Below are 16,033 nucleotides of genomic sequence, written 5' to 3'. Positions count from 1 at the left end.
ATCCCACCGTGGATGCGCCGGCTCACCGCCGACGTCACCAAGGTGACCGAATCCGTGCTCAACCGGGGCGGGGATCGGACCCGCTGGGCGTCGATCCTCGACCGGAACCGGCGCGATGCCGCGGTCCTGGTGCTCCTCGCGGGCAGTTGGGACGAGGCACGCGATCACCCCGGCGGCCTGCCGCCGGACGCCGAGATCCTGCTCACCGAGCGTGCGCCGACGTTACGTCAGCACAGCGGGCAGGTCGCATTCCCCGGTGGCGGGGTCGACCCCGGCGACGAGTTCCCGGTCGGCACGGCGCTGCGGGAGGCTGCCGAGGAGACCGGGCTGGTCGCCGACGGCGTCGACGTCCTGGCGAACCTGCCGTCGTTCCCGGTACCGGTGTCGGCGTTCGACGTCACCCCGGTGCTGGCGCATTGGCGCGAGCCGGGGCATGTTCGCGTGATGGACACCGGGGAAACCGCCCGGGTCGCGCGGGTCAACCTGCGGGCGCTGCTGGCGCCGGAGAGTCGATTCCAGGTGCAGCGAAATGTACTGGGCGCGCGCGCCTATCGCGGACCGGCGTTCATGGTCGACGGTTTGCTGGTGTGGGGATTCACCGGTGGTCTGATCGCGGCGATGAGCGAGGTCGCGGGGTGGGACGTGCCCTGGGACAAGGACGATGTCCGGCCGTTGGACGCGGCGATCGAGGCGGCCGGGAGTCCGCAGACCCTCGGGCCCGCGGCGGTGTTGCCGGAGTCGATGCGACAGTTCGTCGGGGACGGCGAACACGGTGAGGACGGGCGTCGGTGAGCGGATCCACATGGGTTGACCTCATCGTCCTGTTGATCGCCTTCCTCGCCGCAGCCAGCGGCTACCGGCAGGGCGCGGTGGCGTCCGCGATGGCCTTCCTGGGCGTGATCCTCGGTGCGGTCGCGGGGATTCTGCTTGCGCCCCACGTCATCTCGAACTTCGACGACCAGACCACGCGGCTCCTGGTCGGCGTGCTCATCCTGGTCGGACTGATCATCGTCGGCGAGGTGTCCGGGATGATCCTGGGCCGAGCCGCACGCGGCGGTATCCGGTCGCGTGGGGTCCGTCGGGTCGACAGTGTGATCGGCTCGGTGCTGCAGGTGACCGCCGTGCTGATCGCGGCGTGGTTGCTGGCGATCCCGTTGAGCAGTTCCAGCGAGACCCAGGTGTCGACCGCGGTGCGTGGCTCCAAGGTGCTCGGTGGTGTGGACGTGTTGGCGCCGCAGTGGCTGCGCGACCTCCCCAAGGATTTCAGCGCCCTGCTGGACAATTCGGGTTTGCCGGAGGTGATCGGACCGTTCGGCCGTACCCCCGTCGCCGAGGTCGGACCGCCCGATCCCGCTCTTCTGCAGTTGCCGGTGGTCAACCAGACCCGGCCCAGTGTCGTCAAGATCGAGGGCACCGCACCGAGTTGCCGGCAGGCGCTCGAGGGCAGCGGATTCGTCGTGTCGCCGGAACGTGTGATGACCAACGCGCACGTCGTCGCCGGGACGCGTCGGTTGAGTGTGACCTCACCCGCCGGACAGCAGCTGTCGGCGCGGGTCGTGTTGTTCGACAGCGACAACGACATCGCCGTCCTCGACGTCCCCGGCCTCACGGCGCCCGCGCTCGACTTCGCTGACACCGAAGCGCAGACCGGCGACGACGCGATCGTGATGGGCTATCCGGAGGCGGGGCCGTTCGCGGTGAGCGCGGTGCGTGTCCGCGACAAGATCAACCTGTCCGGACCCGACATCTACCGGACCGGGCAGATACTGCGCGAGGTGTACACGGTGCGCGGCGTGATCCGGCAGGGCAATTCGGGTGGTCCGATGATCAACGCTCAGGGACAGGTGCTCGGTGTGGTCTTCGGTGCCGCCGAGGACACCGCCGACCAGACCGGTTTCGTGCTGACCGCCAAGCAGGTCCAGCAGAACTTCGTCGACTCGGAGAACCTCTCGTCGCGAGTCAGCACTGAGTCGTGCGTGCACGCCTGAGCGCGGGCGTCAGGTCGGTGGCTGAGCGGCCGGGTCGAGTTCGAGCAGGCCGACGAGCTTCTCACTGACCGCATCGGGCTGTTCCTGATGGGCGAAGTGCCCGCTGTCATCGATCTGCCGGTAATCCATGTGGGCGGCCCAGCGGTGGCTCGCCGTCATCAGGTGGTCGAGAATGTACGGGTCGTCGCGGCCACGCAGCGCGAGTACCGGGATGTGCAGTCGTTGGTTCATCAGGTCCATGAAGCGGGCGCCGTCGGGACGGAACTGGGAGCGGAACGCCCAGCGCCGGTATTCCAGACTGGAGTGAGCGACGTACGGGATCTGGACCGCCGACCTGTTTCGTTCGACGGTCTCCGTGTAGTCGCCGGTGGCCTGCCAGGCGGCCGACGCGCGGGCGCGGAAATAGTCGGCGATGTAGGCGCCGTCATCGCGGGTCAGGTGCCGCTCCCCGATGCGGGGGAGCTGGTTGTGCAGGAACCCGGGCAGGAATGCCGACCGCTGGGCGGAGTCGCGGAGCACCAGTCGCCGCAGCGCGCGCGGATGCGGTGAGGCGATCACCGCCACCCGGCTGACCACGCGCGGATGCAGCGTGGCCGTGGCCCAGCAGACCAGACCGCCGTCCGCGTGCCCGACGAGTGTCGCGTCGTCGTGGCCGAGTGCCCTGATGAGCCCGTTGGTGTCACCGGCCAGTGTCCAGCCGTCGTAACCGCGCGGTGGTTTGTCGGAGTCGCCGTAGCCGCGCAGGTCCACGGCGACCGCACGGAATCCGGCGTCGGTCAGTGAGGTGATCTGATGCCGCCAGCTCCACCAGAACTCGCCGAAGCCGTGCAGGAGCAGGACGAGCGGGCGGTCCGCCAACCCGCGTTCCTGCGCTTCCACGGCGTGGAAGCGCAGACCGTTGGCGCGGACGTCGAAGTGATGCCAGGAGCCGGGGACGCGGACGCTGGAAGGGTCAGGCGGTCCGGCCAAGGCTCACCCCTTGGCGGGGTCGTGGGCCCGCGGCAGTTCCGGGTGTTCGCCCGGGGAGGTCTTCGGTGCGGACTTCGTTCCCGACGACGCCGGATGAGCACCGGGCAGGACCGACGGGACCTCCTTGACGCTGGCGATGGTCTTCTTCGGCCCACGAACCTTTCGGAAGAGGACGTACCCCACGATCGCCATCACCACGGTGATCGCCACCAGGATGAGGAAGACGATCAGGAAAGCCAGCCATCGCGGCATCCAGTTGTCGAGCAGTTCGGCGAGGAAGAAGAAAAAGAAGAAGCTCGAATAGAGAGCCATCACCCCGGCGACGACCAGCAGGCCGGTGCCGGCGCCCGCCTTCTTCGCCTCTCCGACCAGCTCGGCCTTCGCCAACGCGACCTCGGACCGGAACAGGGTCGACACACTTGCGGTCGCGTCCTTGACCAGGTTCCCGATGGTGGGTTCGCCGTTACGGCCGAGAGTGGGGTCCGACAACGGGATGGACGGGATCGACCCGGCCTCCCGATCGGTTGGGCCGTGCTCGTTGCGGCTCACAGCATCCTCCGTATCTCGGTGTCGAGAGCATATGTTGCCATGCCGGGCCGACCGAGGTCTGCTGCCCACCCGGGATGGACCAGAAAGATGCGCCGTCGGACGGGATCGTCCGACGGCGCACTCGTTCTGTGTCTGCGGGAGCGGTCAGGACTTTCGCTGCCGGATCGCTTCGAAGACCGACGGGTCGACCAGGGTGGAGGTGTCGCCGAGTTCGCGTCCCTCGGCGACGTCTTTGAGGAGTCGTCGCATGATCTTGCCGGAGCGTGTCTTGGGCAGTTCGGGCACGACGTTGATCTCGCGGGGTTTGGCGATCGGGGAGATCTCGATGGAGACCTGTTCGCGCAGTTCCATGATCAGTTGGTCGCCGGTGTTCTCGATGCCTTCACGCAGGATGACGAACGCGACGATGCCCTGGCCGGTGGTGTCGTCGGCGGCGCCGATGACAGCGGCCTCGGCGACGCCGGAGTGCCCGACGAGCGCCGATTCGACCTCGGCGGTGGAGATGCGATGGCCGGAGACGTTCATGACGTCGTCGACGCGGCCCAACACCCACAACGCGTGATCGTCGTCGTAGCGGGCGCCGTCACCGGCGAAGTACCAGCCCTGTTCGGCGAAGCGGGACCAATAGGTCTCGCGGAAACGGTCCTCATCGCCCCAGATGCCGCGCAGCATCGACGGCCACGGTTGATCGAGCACCAGATAGCCCTGTTCGCCGGCGCCGACCGGTTTGCCCGCATCGTCGACGATGTTGGCGGAGATGCCGGGCAGCGGTTTCATCGCCGAGCCGGGCTTGGCGGCGGTGACCCCGGGCAGCGGGGAGATCATGATCGCCCCGGTCTCGGTCTGCCACCAGGTGTCCACGATGGGGGCGCTGTCGCCGCCGATGACCTCGCGGTACCACTTCCATGCCTCGGGGTTGATCGGCTCACCCACCGAGCCGAGCAGGCGCACGCTCGACAGGTCGTGGGCGTCGGGGATCTCGCGGCCCCACTTCATGAAGGTGCGGATCAACGTCGGGGCGATGTAGTAGATGGTGACGCCGTACTTTTCGATGATCTCGAAATGCCGGTGCTCGTTGGGGGAGTTGGGGGTGCCCTCGTAGACCACCTCGGTGGCGCCGTTGGAGAGCGGACCGTAGACGAGGTAGGAGTGCCCGGTCACCCAGCCGATGTCGGCGCCGCACCAGAACACGTCGCGACCTTCTTTGTGGTCGAACACGTAGTGGAAGGTGTAGGACGCCTGGGTCAGATAGCCGCCCGAGGAGTGCACGATGCCCTTGGGCTTGCCGGTGGTACCGGAGGTGTACAGCAGGAACAGCGGGTGCTCGGCGTCGAATGCCTCGGGTTCGTGGTCGGTCGACTGTTCGGCGACGGTGTCGTCCCACCACACGTCGCGGCCCTGCACCCAGTTGAGATCGGGGTCGTGGTTGGTGCGTCGCACCACCAGCACCTTCTCCACCGATTTCGCGGCATCGTCGCCGCTGCCCAACGCCTCGTCGACGGCGGTCTTCAGCGGCGCCGGCTTGCCGCGGCGGTACTGACCGTCGGTGGTGATGACCAGCTTGGCCTCGGCGTCATCGACCCGGCTCCGCAGGGCGCCGGCAGAGAAGCCGGCGAACACCACCGAATGGGTCAGGCCGAGGCGGGCACAGGCGAGCATCGAGATCAGGGCTTCGGGGACCATCGGCATGTAGATCGCCACCCGGTCACCGGCGGTCAGACCGATCGCGGTGAAGTAGTTGGCCGCCTTGGACACCTCGTCCTTGAGCTGCGCATACGTCAGGTCGCGGGAGTCGCCGGGCTCGCCGACCCAATGGATCGCGACCCGGTCACCCTTGCCTGCGGCGACGTGGCGGTCCACGCAGTTGTAGGCGACGTTCAGCTTGCCGCCGACGAACCACTTCGCGAACGGGGCCTCCGACCAATCCAACACCTGGTCGAAACCGGTGTCCCAGTCCAGCCGGCGGGCCTGCTCGGCCCAGAACTCCAGGCGGTCCGCGTCGGCGCGGTCATACATCTCGGCGGTGGCATTGGCCTGGGCGGCGAACTCCGCCGACGGCGGATAGCTCTGGGCAGACGAAGTGGTGGCGGGAGACATCGGTGAGGTGTGCCTTTCACTATCGACGACAAGATGGCGTGACGTGTGTTCATGCCGGGTTCTGATTGTGAGGGTAGTCACGTTGGAACCCCGTTGCAGCTGCCTGTCCGCCGGATCGCCGGGTATCCGCGACGAATGGTCCGGTCGGCACGACGAGCGGCACGCTCATTATGGTGTGAAGGCGTGAGTCCCGATCCCTTGGCGCCCCTGCTTGACCTTCCCGGCGTCGCCGACGCCGCCGAACGGGCGCGTAATTCCCTCAGTGCGGTGCACCGTCACCCGGCCAACCTCCGTGGCTGGGACAAGACCTCGACGGAGGCGTCGTGGCGAGCCGGTCGGTCGTCGGCGGCGATCGACGGGGGGAGCGTCGAGCTGCGTCGGGACGGTGACTACGACGATCCGCTGCTGGCCGGCGCGATGCGAGTGGCCCAGGCGCTCGACGGCGACGCCCTCGAGCAGCTCACCGCGGTGTTTCGGCGCGCACCTGCGCAGGCCATCGCCCGTCTGCACATGCTGGCCGCGGCCGATCTCGTCGACGATCCGGATGACCTCGGCAGGCCGAGCGCCGAACCCGGCGTCGCCGAGCGACTCAACCTGCTCGGCCAGCTGATCACCGGCGCGACGTCGGCGCCGGCGCCGGTACTCGCCGCCGTCGTGCACGGTGAGTTGTTGAGCCTGAAGGCATTTCCCACAGCCAACGGCGTGGTGGCACGGGCCGCATCCCGGCTGGTGTGCACGTCGACGGGACTCGATCCGCACAACCTCGGCGTACCGGAGGTGACGTGGTTGCGGCGGCTCGACGAGTACCGGACCCGCTCCGCAGGCTTCGCCGACGGCACGCCGGAGGGTGTCGGCGCGTGGATCTTGTTGTGCTGCGACGCGTTCGAGGCCGGGGCCGCCGAGGCCCGGTCCATCGCCGACGCCGCGCGCGCCGGCTGAGGACCCCACCCAGCGGCCCCCTGGGCGTTCGTTCGCCGGTTCGGCCCCGGTCATTTGAGGAGCTTTGCGGGCGGGCGCTGGTTCTGGCCCCGGTCATTTGAGGAAGCTTTGCGGGCGGGCGCTGGTTCTGGCCCCGGTCATTTGAGGAAGCTTCGCGGGCGGGCGCTGGTTCTGACCCCGGTCATTTGAGGAAGCTTCGCGGGCGGGCGCTGGTTCTGACCCCGGTCATTTGAGGAGCTTCGCGGGCGGGCGCTGGTTCTGACCCCGGTCATTTGAGGAAGCTTTGCGGGTGGGCGCTGGTTCTGGCCCCGGTCATTTGAGGAAGCTTTGCGGGTGGGCGCTGGTTCTGGCCCCGGTCGCTTGAGGAAGCTTTGCGGGTGGGCGCTGGTTCTGACCCCGGTCCCTGAGGAGCCTCGCGGGCGGGCGCTGGTTCTGACCCCGGTCCCTGAGGAGCCTCGCGAGGTACGAGCGACGCGTCACGAAGGGTTCCGCGCGAAACTTCCAGCGGGGGAACGCAAAACGTGCGGATGAACGCACGGGGGTGGGGGACGGGGTGCTGGACACAGCACTGCGGGCGGCGTCCGTGACCGGTGAACCGGTCAGGCTGCCGCCCGCGTAGCACGGACCCAAGTTACCAAGCGTGCTTGGTTGGGTTGTGGGATCGCCTCGGCGATTGAACGAAGAATCGACCGGTTCGCCCCGGTGTGAACCATTTACGAATTACGGTGCCGTGCAGTTGGATCGAGCATTTTCGGATCGATTCGTTCCGTCGCGCGAACCTGGTGGTCCGTGATGATCGGATCGATTCGTCCGGCTCGACGGGAACTCTTCGCGCTCCCGGTCTACGGCCCGTTGATGGTCACCGGATTGCCTTGTCGACCTACGATTTCGCAGGCGCACAACGCTTTTGCCTCTATGCGGCGCGCTCCGCGTGGGTGCTTGCCGCCCGTGCTGGGAAGTGCTCGGCGTGGGGGTCCGCTCCTTCTCTTCCGGATCGAACGTTGCCTTCCGAGTTTCCGTAACACCTTTTGTACACCGTGACTGCGGTCACATCAAGGGCCTTTCGGACCAACATTCGGTGGTGTTGTTGTGGTATCAGGCGCTGCGATCGCGGTTCCGCCGGTGGAGGATCGAATGCACTCCGACGCCGCTGACCGCCGCCACACCAGCGCCCAGTGCCAGCGCTGCGGCCATGCGCGACGACGGTGTGGGGATGCGTGCGCGCAGCGGGATCGGTCGATGAAAGCTCAGGACCGCCCACCCCTCGTCGACGGCTCGCCGGCGTAGTTGGCGGTCCGGATTCACGGCGAACGCGTGGCCCACGGCCTCGAGCATGGGGAGGTCGGTGGCCGAGTCCGAGTAGGCGTAACACGCGGTGAGGTCATAGCCGCGGACCTGCGCGAGCTCGTTCATCGCCGCGGCCTTCTCGACGCCGTAGCAGTAGAACTCGAGCTCGCCCGTGTAGTGGCCGTCGACGACCTCCATCCGGCTGGCCGCCACGTGGTCGACGCCCAGCAGCTTCCCGATCGGTTCGACCATCTCGCGGCCCGACGCCGACACCAACACGACCTCGTGACCGCGCGACTGGTGGTCGGCGATGAGTTCGGCCGCCTCGGCGAACACCAGGGGATTGACGATGTCGTGCAGCGTCTCCTCGACGATCGCACGGACCTGTTCGACATCCCATCCGCGACACATGTCCGTGACGTGGCGCCGGAGATTCTCGACCTGATCGTGGTCGGCCGCGGTCACCAGGAAGAGAAATTGGGCGTAGCTCGACTTGAGCACCGCACGGCGGTTGATCAGGCCCTCGGCGAGAAACGGGCGCGTGAACGCCAGTGCGCTGGACTTCGCGATGACCGTTTTGTCGAGGTCGAAGAACGCTGCGACCCGTCGAGTGCCGTCAGGCGCCGACGCCGGCTTTGTGGCATCAGACGACTGTGGCGTGGTGTCCGTCACGAGGTCAGACTACGGTCTCGGTGCGCTCGGGCGATAGCCCCCATGCAACGTTGATGCAGCCTGAAAGCGCAGGCAGTGATATGAAAATGTGACCTGGCGTGCGCGTTCGTTGTGGTTGCAATGATCGAAAACCGGTGTGTATAGTCGGCCATAACCGGTTGATACCGGTGCCTTTCAGCCCGACCCCCCGGGGCTGAAACGCGATGACCCCGGCCTCCTCCCCCCCTGGCCGGGGTCGTCCTCTATCTACGGCCGGTTTCGCGTCCGCGGCCGGCGCCGCTTTCCCGCGAATGAGCCGTCATCTGCGCTGACCGGGTGTGGTCTCGCGCCCGCGCGTTGTTCCTCCGCGTGATCCCCGGGAAACCCGGGCCCGGAAGACCTGGACGCTTGACCAAGCACTTGCTAGGTTCACTCCATTCCGTATTCCGGGGAGGGAATCGTCATGGTCGGCGGTATCAAGCACATCCAGGGATTTGCCGCGGCACTGATCGCCGCGTGCGTCATCGCGGCGCTCGGAACCGGCGTCGCATCGGCAGCGCCACGGCAGCCGCTGCCCGAGACGTTCAACTTCTTCTCCGGCATCCCGGCCGAACTGGCCCATCCCGGTGGTTCGCTGCCCGGGTCGAATGACTTCACCTGCACACCGACTGCGCGCCATCCCCGCCCTGTCGTCCTGGTCCATGGCACCGGCGGCGCCCAGCAGACGAACTGGGGCGCGTATGTCGCGATGCTCGCGAACCGGGGCTACTGCGTGTTCGCGCTCACCTACGGGGCATTGCCGAACACGCCGTGGCCCGTGTCGGCGATCGGTGGCATGGACCGGATGGAGCGCAGTGCGGCGCAACTGTCGCGGTTCGTCGACCGGGTACTCGCCGCCACTGGCGCCAAGACGGTCGACCTCGTCGGTCACTCGCAGGGCACGTACATGCCCACCTATTACCTGAAGTACCTGGGCGGGGCGCCCAAGGTCACGAAGTACGTCTCCCTCGCGCCGCTGTGGCGCGGCTCGTTCAGTGGGACGCCGTTCACCAAGATCACCCAGCAGCTGCTGCGGGGTGCGGACATGCCGATCTGCGCGGCCTGCGGGCAGATGACCGCGGGGTCGACGATGAACCGGGCCATCTGGCGCGGAGGCAGTCCGTACGTGAAGGGCATCGACTACACGAACATCTCCACCCGCTACGACGAGTTCGTGGTCCCGTACACGAGTGGTCAGATCCCCGGAGGGCCGGGTGAGCGCGTTCGCAACATCGTCGTGCAGGACACCTGCGCCGATGACCACAGCGATCATCTGGCGATCGCCGGGTCGCGGCGTGCCGCGTACATGGTGCTCAACGCGCTTGACCCGGGGCATCCGGTGCGGGTGCCGTGCGATTTCGTGCCCCCGTTCACCGGCTGAGTGGCCGGGCATCCACAGTTTCGCGAAACTCCACAGATCCGGCCGTCCCGGCGTCGCGGGCGCATCGCGGTCGGATCGACCCGCGACGATGGGTTCGTGCCCGATGAACTCCTCGCCCTGGTGGGCTCCGACCTCCACGACGACGTCGCACGGTGTGCCGCGGCGGCCGGCTATCGAATGCTCACCGCACGGCCCGCCGACTGCCGTCGAGAGTGGCTGCGCGCCACTGCGATAGCAGCGGATGATGATGCCATCCAGGTGCTGACCGGACGGTTGCCGCCCCGCCGGGACGGCATCGTCGTGGTCACCGGGGCCACTCCGCCCGCCGATATCTGGCGCGCGGCGATGGACCTCGGCGCCGATCATGTGGTGGCATTGCCGGCCGACGAGTCCACCTTCGTCGGACTCCTCACCGACCTCCGTGCACCACAAGGCAATCCCGCCGGGACCGTCGCACTGATCGGCGGGCATGGCGGCGCAGGCGCCACCACCTTGGCGGCCGCCGTCGCCCTCGCGGCCGCCGACTCGGCCCGTGTGCTGCTGCTCGACGTCGACGAGTACGGTGCCGGCATCGATCTCGCCCTCGGAGTCGAGAGCCATGAAGGACTGCGCTGGCAGGACCTCACCGTCGAGGGTGGCGCGGTGCGGGCGGAGGCGCTGCACCACGCGTTGCCCCACGTCGATGACCGGCTCTCGGTGCTCGCACCCCGCCGCGACAGTCGTCTCCCGATCCGCGCCGACGCGGTGATCGCCACCATGGATGCCGGGCGTGCCGACGGCGATTTCGTGGTGGTGGACCTGCCCCGTTCCGCCGGCCCGGTCACCGACGCCGTGCTCGACACCGTGGACCTCGTCGTTCTGGTCACCACCGCCACCGTGCCGGGTGTGGCATCGTCCCGAACCGTCGCCGACCGGCTCCACAGCCATGGGGTCGCCACCGGGCTCGCGGTTCGCGGGCCCGCTCCGAGCGGCCTCCGAGCCGCGGAGTGTGCGGCAGCGATCGGCATGCCGCTACTCACCACCTACCGTTCTGATCCCGGCTTGCCCGGGCGGATGGACTCCGGCAGACTCCGGGTCCCGGCGCGCAGCCCGCTCGGACGCGCCGCGCACGTCGTATACCGAAAAGCGGATCTCGGTGAACGGGTCTCGGCGTGACGACTGACGACGCCCTGCTCGATCGGGTCCGCGATCGTTTGGCCGGTCAAGCCGCCGAACCGACCGCGGAAGTGATCGCCGACGCCATCCGGGTCGAGTCGCGTGGCATGCTCGGGGACACCGATCTTCTTGCCGCTCTGCGCTTCTTGCAGACGGAGCTGATCGGCGCCGGCAAGCTGGAACATCTGCTGGCCGAACCCGATATCGCCGACATTCTCGTCGTGGGCCCCGACAACGTATGGGTGGATCGAGGAACGGGTTTGCAGCGCACCGGCATCCGCTTCGACGGCGAGGCGGCGGTTCGACGCCTGGCCGCCAGGTTGGCGCTCAACGCCGGCAAGCGACTCGACGACGCGCAGCCGTGGGTCGACGGGCAGCTCGCCGGCGTCGGCCGGCGCGGACACACAGTGCGGCTGCACGCGGTCATACCGCCGGTGGCAACCGACGGCACCTGTATCTCGCTGCGCGTCTTGCGCACGGCCACCAGGAACTTCGACGAGCTCGTATCACTCGGCGCCATCCCCGAGGACACGGTGCCCGTATTGCGTGAGATCCTGCGCGCGCGGCTGGCGTTTCTGATCGTCGGCGGAACCGGATCGGGCAAGACCACATTGCTGGGTGCACTCATCGGGGAGATGGGGGCGAACGAACGGATACTGTGCGTCGAAGACGCCCTCGAACTCGATCCGCCGCACCCGCACGTGGTCAGGCTGGTCGCGCGTAGCGCGAACGTCGAGGGCGCAGGCGAGGTCCCGGTCCGTTCGCTGGTGCGGCAGGCGCTGCGGATGCGCCCCGACCGGATCATCGTGGGCGAGGTCCGTGGCGCCGAGGTGATCGATCTGCTCACCGCGCTGAACACCGGGCATGATGGTTGTTCTGGCACACTTCATGCGAACTCGACCGCCGAGGTGCCGGCCCGGATGGAGGCGTTGGCGGCGCTCGGTGGCATGGGACGCGCTGCTCTGCACAGCCAGCTCTCGGCGGCGGTGGATGTGGTTCTGGGCGTCGCTCGCACGCCGGGCGGGGCGCGGGGCCTGTTCGAGATCGGCCTCGTCTCGCGAGACGTGGACGGCTTGGTCCGAATCCGGCCGGTGTGGATGCGAGGCAGTGGATTCACCGCGTCGGCGGCCGATCTCGACGAGCTCACCCACCGCCGGTCGGTTCGATGACCCTGGTGCTCGTGGTGACCGCGTTGGCGGTGCAGTGGTGGCCGGCCTCGCGCCCCGAGTATCGACTCGCCTGCCTGGCCGAGCCGTCGCATCGTCCATCGAGGTTGCCGCCACCGAAGTATCTGGGCGCGGGAGTCGCACCGCTCGTCGCGCTCCCGGTGTGCGGCTTCGCGGCGGCGATCTCGGCGCTGATGGTCTCTGGGTGCCTGGTGTGGCGCTGGCAGCGGAGTCGGCGCTCGGCGGCCCGGGACCGGGAGGTGACCGAGCTGTTGCTCGCGCTGTCGGTGATGATCGCCGAACTGTCCGTCGGTGCACCACCGGCCCGTGCCTGTACAGCGGCGGCACGAGAACTCGACGTCGGAAACGTCGGGTCGCCGGTTGTCGGCGGACTCTCCACAATGGCGGGCCGAGCGGAACTCGGCGGTGACATCATGCCCGGTATCGACGGCGATGACGGGCCGTCCTGGCGTCGCGTGGGCGTCGCCTGGCAGCTGGCCGACCGTCACGGATTGCCGATGATCGAGCTCTTGGAGTCTGTACGTGCAGACCTGCAGGCGCGCAGACAGTTCGCGGCTCGTACACGGGCGGGTCTCGCGGGTCCGCGGGCCACCGCCGCGGTCCTCGCCGGCCTGCCGATCCTCGGTGTGATTCTCGGCGAACTGATGGGAGCACACCCGGTGACGGTTCTGCTCGGAGACGGAATGGGTGGCCTCCTACTGATCATCGGGACCGCGTTGTCGGTGGCCGGGCTGGTGTGGTCGGAGCGCATCACGGACCGGGCCGCCGGCGGATGAGCGCCTCGGCGTTGTTCGCGGTCGTCCTGATGGCGGCCTCGATCTGGCTGTGGCCCTCGCCGCGGTGGTCGCTGTGTCGGGTCGTGCCGCCGACCGACCACCCGCGCCGCCCTCGCTCCGACGATGCTCGCCGACCACCGGACGACCCGTTCGCGGTCGCGGCCTCCCTCGACCTCTTCGCGGTCTGCCTTCGGGCCGGTCTGCCCACCGGCGGCACCGCAACCATCGTGGCCCGGTCGGCGCCGCCCGGGCTGGCCGAGCCGCTGGCGGCGACCGCCGAGCTGCTCGCGCTCGGTGCAGATGCCGAGCACGCGTGGCGCCGGCCGGAGGAGCCCCGAGCTGGTGGTGGCCGTCGCCTCGGCAGAACCGATGCGAATACAGCAGGTTTCGATGCTCTGGCCACCCTCGCGCGACGCTCGTCACGCGCGGGGTCGTCGTTGTCCGGTGGCCTCGCCGAGCTCGCCGAGAACACCCGCCGGCAGGCGCACGACGATGCGCTTGCGGCAACGGAACGCGCCGGGGTCGCGATCAGCGGCCCACTCGGTCTGTGTTTCCTGCCCGCGTTCGTGTGCCTCGGGATCGTGCCGGTGGTCATCGGACTGGCCGGATCGGTGCTCGCCGGCTGAGCGGCCTGCGACGCGATGAGATTCGCCACGAGGCAATGGATCCGAACGGGCACGGTGTGCGTCTAAGAGGAACAGACGCAGGGTGCGTCGGAAAGAGGTCGAGAACATCATGAAGGACAACATCTTTCGTCGTCCGATCGAGCGGCTCACGAACGAGGTGTGGCGAGTTGTCACCGACGATCAGGGCATGAGCACCGCGGAATACGCGATCGGCACGATTGCTGCCGCAGCGTTCGGTGCCATCCTTTATACCGTCGTGACCGGCGACAACATCGTCAGTGCACTCACCGGCATCATCGGCAAGGCGTTGAACACCTCGGTTGGCTGAGAGGCCGCGCGGTGAGACGGGTCATCAAGCAGATTCGACGATCGTGGGCGGACGATCGCGGCATGGTCACCGTGGAGGGGGCGTACGCGATCGCAGCGATCGTGACCACGGTGGTGATCGGGGTCGGGGCGGTGGCGGGTGTGACGGTTCAGATCCGATGTACCGACGCCGCTCGGGAGGCGGCCCGGCTCGCCGCGGTCGGCGATGAGTCGGCGCGCTCGACCGCGGCCGCTGTTGCGGGTCGAGGTGCGCGAATCAGGATCGACGATGTGGGTTCGCAGATCGTTGCGGAGGTTCGTTCGGCGGTTCCGCTGCTGCCCGTCCTCGAGCTGTCCGCTCGGGCAGTGGCCGAGAAGGAACCCGACGACGAGACCGTGTCCGGCACGGTCCCCGTCATGGACGAGCCCGACGCCGACCTCTCCGACGAGGAGCCGCCTTGAAACGGTGGAGGACCGATGAGCGGGGATTCGCCACCGTGTTCGGCGCCTTCGTGATCGCGTCGATCACGGCGGTGATCGTGTTGGTGCTCTACGTCGGCGCCGCCGTGCTGGCACGGCATCGGGCGCAGTCGGCCGCCGATCTCGCCGCTCTCGCGGCGGCGCAGCATCACGCGCTCGCCGAACCGGATCCGTGCGCGGCGGGCCGTCGAATCGCCGTCGCTCAGGCGGTCGGTGCCACGATCGAGCGCTGCACCGTCGACGGCGTCGATGTGATCCTGACGGTCGGTGTGCGGGTCGCACTGGGCCCGTTCGGTGTCCACGTCGCAACGGCGTCCGCGCGTGCCGGGCCGGTGGGATGACCCGCCGCCGGGCAGGCAACGGTTCGGCCGATCCGATGAGGTGGTGACCGGTTCACGACTCACCACCGAGTGCAAGGGTGGACGGCTCGTCCATCCGGCCGACGACCGGGGACGGCAAAAGCATCACAACTGTTGGTGTTTCCGTATTGAATGCACAGGGGAGGGCGCGGCCACGGACAGCGATTGAAGGGGGAGTCGATGAGTGAACCACGGGTACTCGACGAGTTGGGCTACTACCTGCTGGCGGGCGCCGGCGGTGAGGGTCCCGCGGCGCTCATGGACGAGACGCTGCAGGGTGAGGCGTTGGGCTTCGGCACCGCGTTCATCTCCGAGCGGTGGAATGTCAAGGAGGCGTCGTCCCTGGTCGGCGCGGCGTGCGCGGTCAGCGAACGGATGCAGATCGCCACCGCGGCAACCAACCACAACACCCGCCATCCGCTGATCACCGCATCGTGGGCCACGACGATGCATCGACTCTCCGGCGGCCGGTTCACGCTCGGCCTCGGCCGCGGTATCGCCGCCATGTACGCGGCGTTCGGGGTCCCGGCGGTCACCACGGCACAGATGGAGGATTTCGCCCAGGTGATGCGGCGGCTCTGGCATGGGGAGCTGATCTTCAACCACGACGGCCCGATCGGCAACTACGACCTGTTGTTCCTCGACCCCGACTTCGACGAGGACATCCGGTTGGCCCTGGTGGCGTTCGGCCCGCAGACCCTTGCGTTGGGCGGCCGGGCATTCGACGACGTCATCCTGCACACCTACTTCACGCCGGAAACCGTGCAGCGCAGCGTGAAGACGGTGAAGCAGGCCGCGGAACAGGCCGGCCGCGACCCCGACTGCGTCCGCGTCTGGTCGTGCTTCGCGACCGTGGGAGATCACCTGCCCGAGGAACTACGCATGAAGAAGACGGTCGGCAGGCTGGCGACATATCTGCAGGGCTACGGAGATCTGCTGGTCAAGACCAACGACTGGGACCCGGCTGTGCTGCAGCGTTTCCGGGAGGACACGGTGGTCACCTCCATCCCCGGCGGCATCGACCACAAGGCCAGCGCCGAGCAGATCGAGCACATCGCCACGCTGATCCCCGACGACTGGCTGGAGCCCGCGGCCACCGGCTCACCGCACCAGTGCGCGGTTCGTGTCCGGAAGGAGTTCGACCACGGTGCCGACGCGGTCATCATGCACGGTGCCACACCGGCCGAACTCGAACCGGTCGTGGCGGCCTATCGTGCCGGCGACGGCGGCGCCTGATCGGCTCT

General features: G+C 68.3%; 16 protein-coding genes. 12 read left to right on the top strand and 4 right to left on the bottom strand.

The window, feature by feature from the left end; translation table 11 throughout:
* Window positions 1–12: 12 nt before the first annotated feature.
* Both ACVT6V_RS01105 and ACVT6V_RS01100 read left to right on the top strand, forming a co-directional pair.
* Window positions 13–792 carry an NUDIX hydrolase gene (locus ACVT6V_RS01105; RefSeq protein ID WP_489900669.1) on the top strand — a complete coding sequence of 260 codons (780 nt, stop codon included), beginning with the start codon at window positions 13–15 and terminating at the stop codon, window positions 790–792.
* The gene (locus tag ACVT6V_RS01100) at window positions 789–1,988 is read left to right on the top strand and encodes a MarP family serine protease (protein ID WP_489897983.1); all 1,200 of its coding nucleotides are present in this window, start codon (window positions 789–791) and stop codon (window positions 1,986–1,988) included. Before ACVT6V_RS01105 ends, ACVT6V_RS01100 begins: the two co-directional genes overlap by 4 nt.
* 9 nt (window positions 1,989–1,997) lie before the next feature.
* On the opposite strand, the gene ACVT6V_RS01095 is transcribed toward ACVT6V_RS01100, so the two are convergent.
* The 3 genes from ACVT6V_RS01095 to acs all read right to left on the bottom strand — a co-directional run bounded on the left by ACVT6V_RS01095 (window position 1,998) and on the right by acs (window position 5,603).
* Entirely contained in the window at window positions 1,998–2,957 is a 960-nt protein-coding gene (locus tag ACVT6V_RS01095) for an alpha/beta fold hydrolase (protein ID WP_489897982.1), read from the bottom strand.
* Between the two features lie 3 nt (window positions 2,958–2,960).
* Entirely contained in the window at window positions 2,961–3,506 is a 546-nt protein-coding gene (locus ACVT6V_RS01090; protein ID WP_489897981.1) for a phage holin family protein, read from the bottom strand.
* 144 nt (window positions 3,507–3,650) lie between these two features.
* Window positions 3,651–5,603, bottom strand: a complete 1,953-nt coding sequence (gene acs, locus ACVT6V_RS01085; RefSeq protein WP_489897980.1) for an acetate--CoA ligase — start codon at window positions 5,601–5,603, stop codon at window positions 3,651–3,653.
* 183 nt (window positions 5,604–5,786) lie between these two features.
* Here acs and ACVT6V_RS01080 point away from each other — a divergent pair, with 183 nt between their 5' ends.
* Complete coding sequence (locus tag ACVT6V_RS01080) at window positions 5,787–6,542, top strand: Fic family protein (RefSeq protein ID WP_489897979.1); 756 nt, start codon at window positions 5,787–5,789, stop codon at window positions 6,540–6,542.
* Window positions 6,543–7,637: 1,095 nt separating this feature from the next.
* On the opposite strand, the gene ACVT6V_RS01075 is transcribed toward ACVT6V_RS01080, so the two are convergent.
* Window positions 7,638–8,501, bottom strand: coding sequence for an HAD family hydrolase (locus ACVT6V_RS01075; RefSeq protein ID WP_489897978.1), 864 nt, complete (start codon window positions 8,499–8,501; stop codon window positions 7,638–7,640).
* 442 nt (window positions 8,502–8,943) lie between these two features.
* On the opposite strand from ACVT6V_RS01075, the gene ACVT6V_RS01070 reads away from it, so the two are divergent.
* The 9 genes from ACVT6V_RS01070 (at window position 8,944) to ACVT6V_RS01030 (ending at window position 16,025) form a co-directional block, all read left to right on the top strand.
* Window positions 8,944–9,900, top strand: coding sequence for an esterase/lipase family protein (locus ACVT6V_RS01070; RefSeq protein WP_489897977.1), 957 nt, complete (start codon window positions 8,944–8,946; stop codon window positions 9,898–9,900).
* Between the two features lie 96 nt (window positions 9,901–9,996).
* On the top strand, window positions 9,997–11,055 hold the full coding sequence (gene ssd, locus ACVT6V_RS01065; RefSeq protein ID WP_489897976.1) for a septum site-determining protein Ssd: 1,059 nt from the start codon (window positions 9,997–9,999) through the stop codon (window positions 11,053–11,055).
* A complete protein-coding gene (locus ACVT6V_RS01060) occupies window positions 11,052–12,224 on the top strand; it encodes a TadA family conjugal transfer-associated ATPase (RefSeq protein WP_489897975.1) in 1,173 nt (390 codons plus the stop codon). Before ssd ends, ACVT6V_RS01060 begins: the two co-directional genes overlap by 4 nt.
* A complete protein-coding gene (locus ACVT6V_RS01055) occupies window positions 12,221–13,018 on the top strand; it encodes a type II secretion system F family protein (RefSeq protein ID WP_489897974.1) in 798 nt (265 codons plus the stop codon). The genes ACVT6V_RS01060 and ACVT6V_RS01055 overlap by 4 nt, the downstream gene beginning before the upstream one ends.
* A complete protein-coding gene (locus tag ACVT6V_RS01050; protein WP_489897973.1) occupies window positions 13,015–13,644 on the top strand; it encodes a type II secretion system F family protein in 630 nt (209 codons plus the stop codon). Before ACVT6V_RS01055 ends, ACVT6V_RS01050 begins: the two co-directional genes overlap by 4 nt.
* 109 nt (window positions 13,645–13,753) lie before the next feature.
* Window positions 13,754–13,972 (top strand): DUF4244 domain-containing protein, encoded by a 219-nt coding sequence (locus ACVT6V_RS01045; protein WP_489900668.1) that lies wholly within the window; start codon window positions 13,754–13,756, stop codon window positions 13,970–13,972.
* A 62-nt stretch (window positions 13,973–14,034) separates the two neighbouring features.
* On the top strand, window positions 14,035–14,412 hold the full coding sequence (locus tag ACVT6V_RS01040) for a TadE family type IV pilus minor pilin (RefSeq protein ID WP_489897972.1): 378 nt from the start codon (window positions 14,035–14,037) through the stop codon (window positions 14,410–14,412).
* The gene (locus ACVT6V_RS01035; protein WP_489897971.1) at window positions 14,409–14,771 is read left to right on the top strand and encodes an Rv3654c family TadE-like protein; all 363 of its coding nucleotides are present in this window, start codon (window positions 14,409–14,411) and stop codon (window positions 14,769–14,771) included. The genes ACVT6V_RS01040 and ACVT6V_RS01035 overlap by 4 nt, the downstream gene beginning before the upstream one ends.
* A gap of 198 nt (window positions 14,772–14,969) precedes the next feature.
* On the top strand, window positions 14,970–16,025 hold the full coding sequence (locus ACVT6V_RS01030) for a TIGR03857 family LLM class F420-dependent oxidoreductase (RefSeq protein WP_489897970.1): 1,056 nt from the start codon (window positions 14,970–14,972) through the stop codon (window positions 16,023–16,025).
* Window positions 16,026–16,033: the final 8 nt, after the last annotated feature.

The organism is Gordonia sp. LMA167 (assembly GCF_058130025.1).
This window is presented reverse-complemented; position numbering and strand designations above follow the sequence as displayed.

Coding starts and splice junctions, on each gene's coding strand:
- acs (WP_489897980.1), bottom strand. CDS start 5,603: ATGTCTCCCGCCACCACTTCGTCTGCCCAGAGCTATCCGCCGTCGGCG.
- ACVT6V_RS01105 (WP_489900669.1), top strand. CDS start 13: ATGCGCCGGCTCACCGCCGACGTCACCAAGGTGACCGAATCCGTGCTC.
- ACVT6V_RS01055 (WP_489897974.1), top strand. CDS start 12,221: ATGACCCTGGTGCTCGTGGTGACCGCGTTGGCGGTGCAGTGGTGGCCG.
- ACVT6V_RS01040 (WP_489897972.1), top strand. CDS start 14,035: ATGGTCACCGTGGAGGGGGCGTACGCGATCGCAGCGATCGTGACCACG.
- ACVT6V_RS01030 (WP_489897970.1), top strand. CDS start 14,970: ATGAGTGAACCACGGGTACTCGACGAGTTGGGCTACTACCTGCTGGCG.
- ACVT6V_RS01050 (WP_489897973.1), top strand. CDS start 13,015: ATGAGCGCCTCGGCGTTGTTCGCGGTCGTCCTGATGGCGGCCTCGATC.
- ACVT6V_RS01045 (WP_489900668.1), top strand. CDS start 13,754: ATGAAGGACAACATCTTTCGTCGTCCGATCGAGCGGCTCACGAACGAG.
- ACVT6V_RS01070 (WP_489897977.1), top strand. CDS start 8,944: ATGGTCGGCGGTATCAAGCACATCCAGGGATTTGCCGCGGCACTGATC.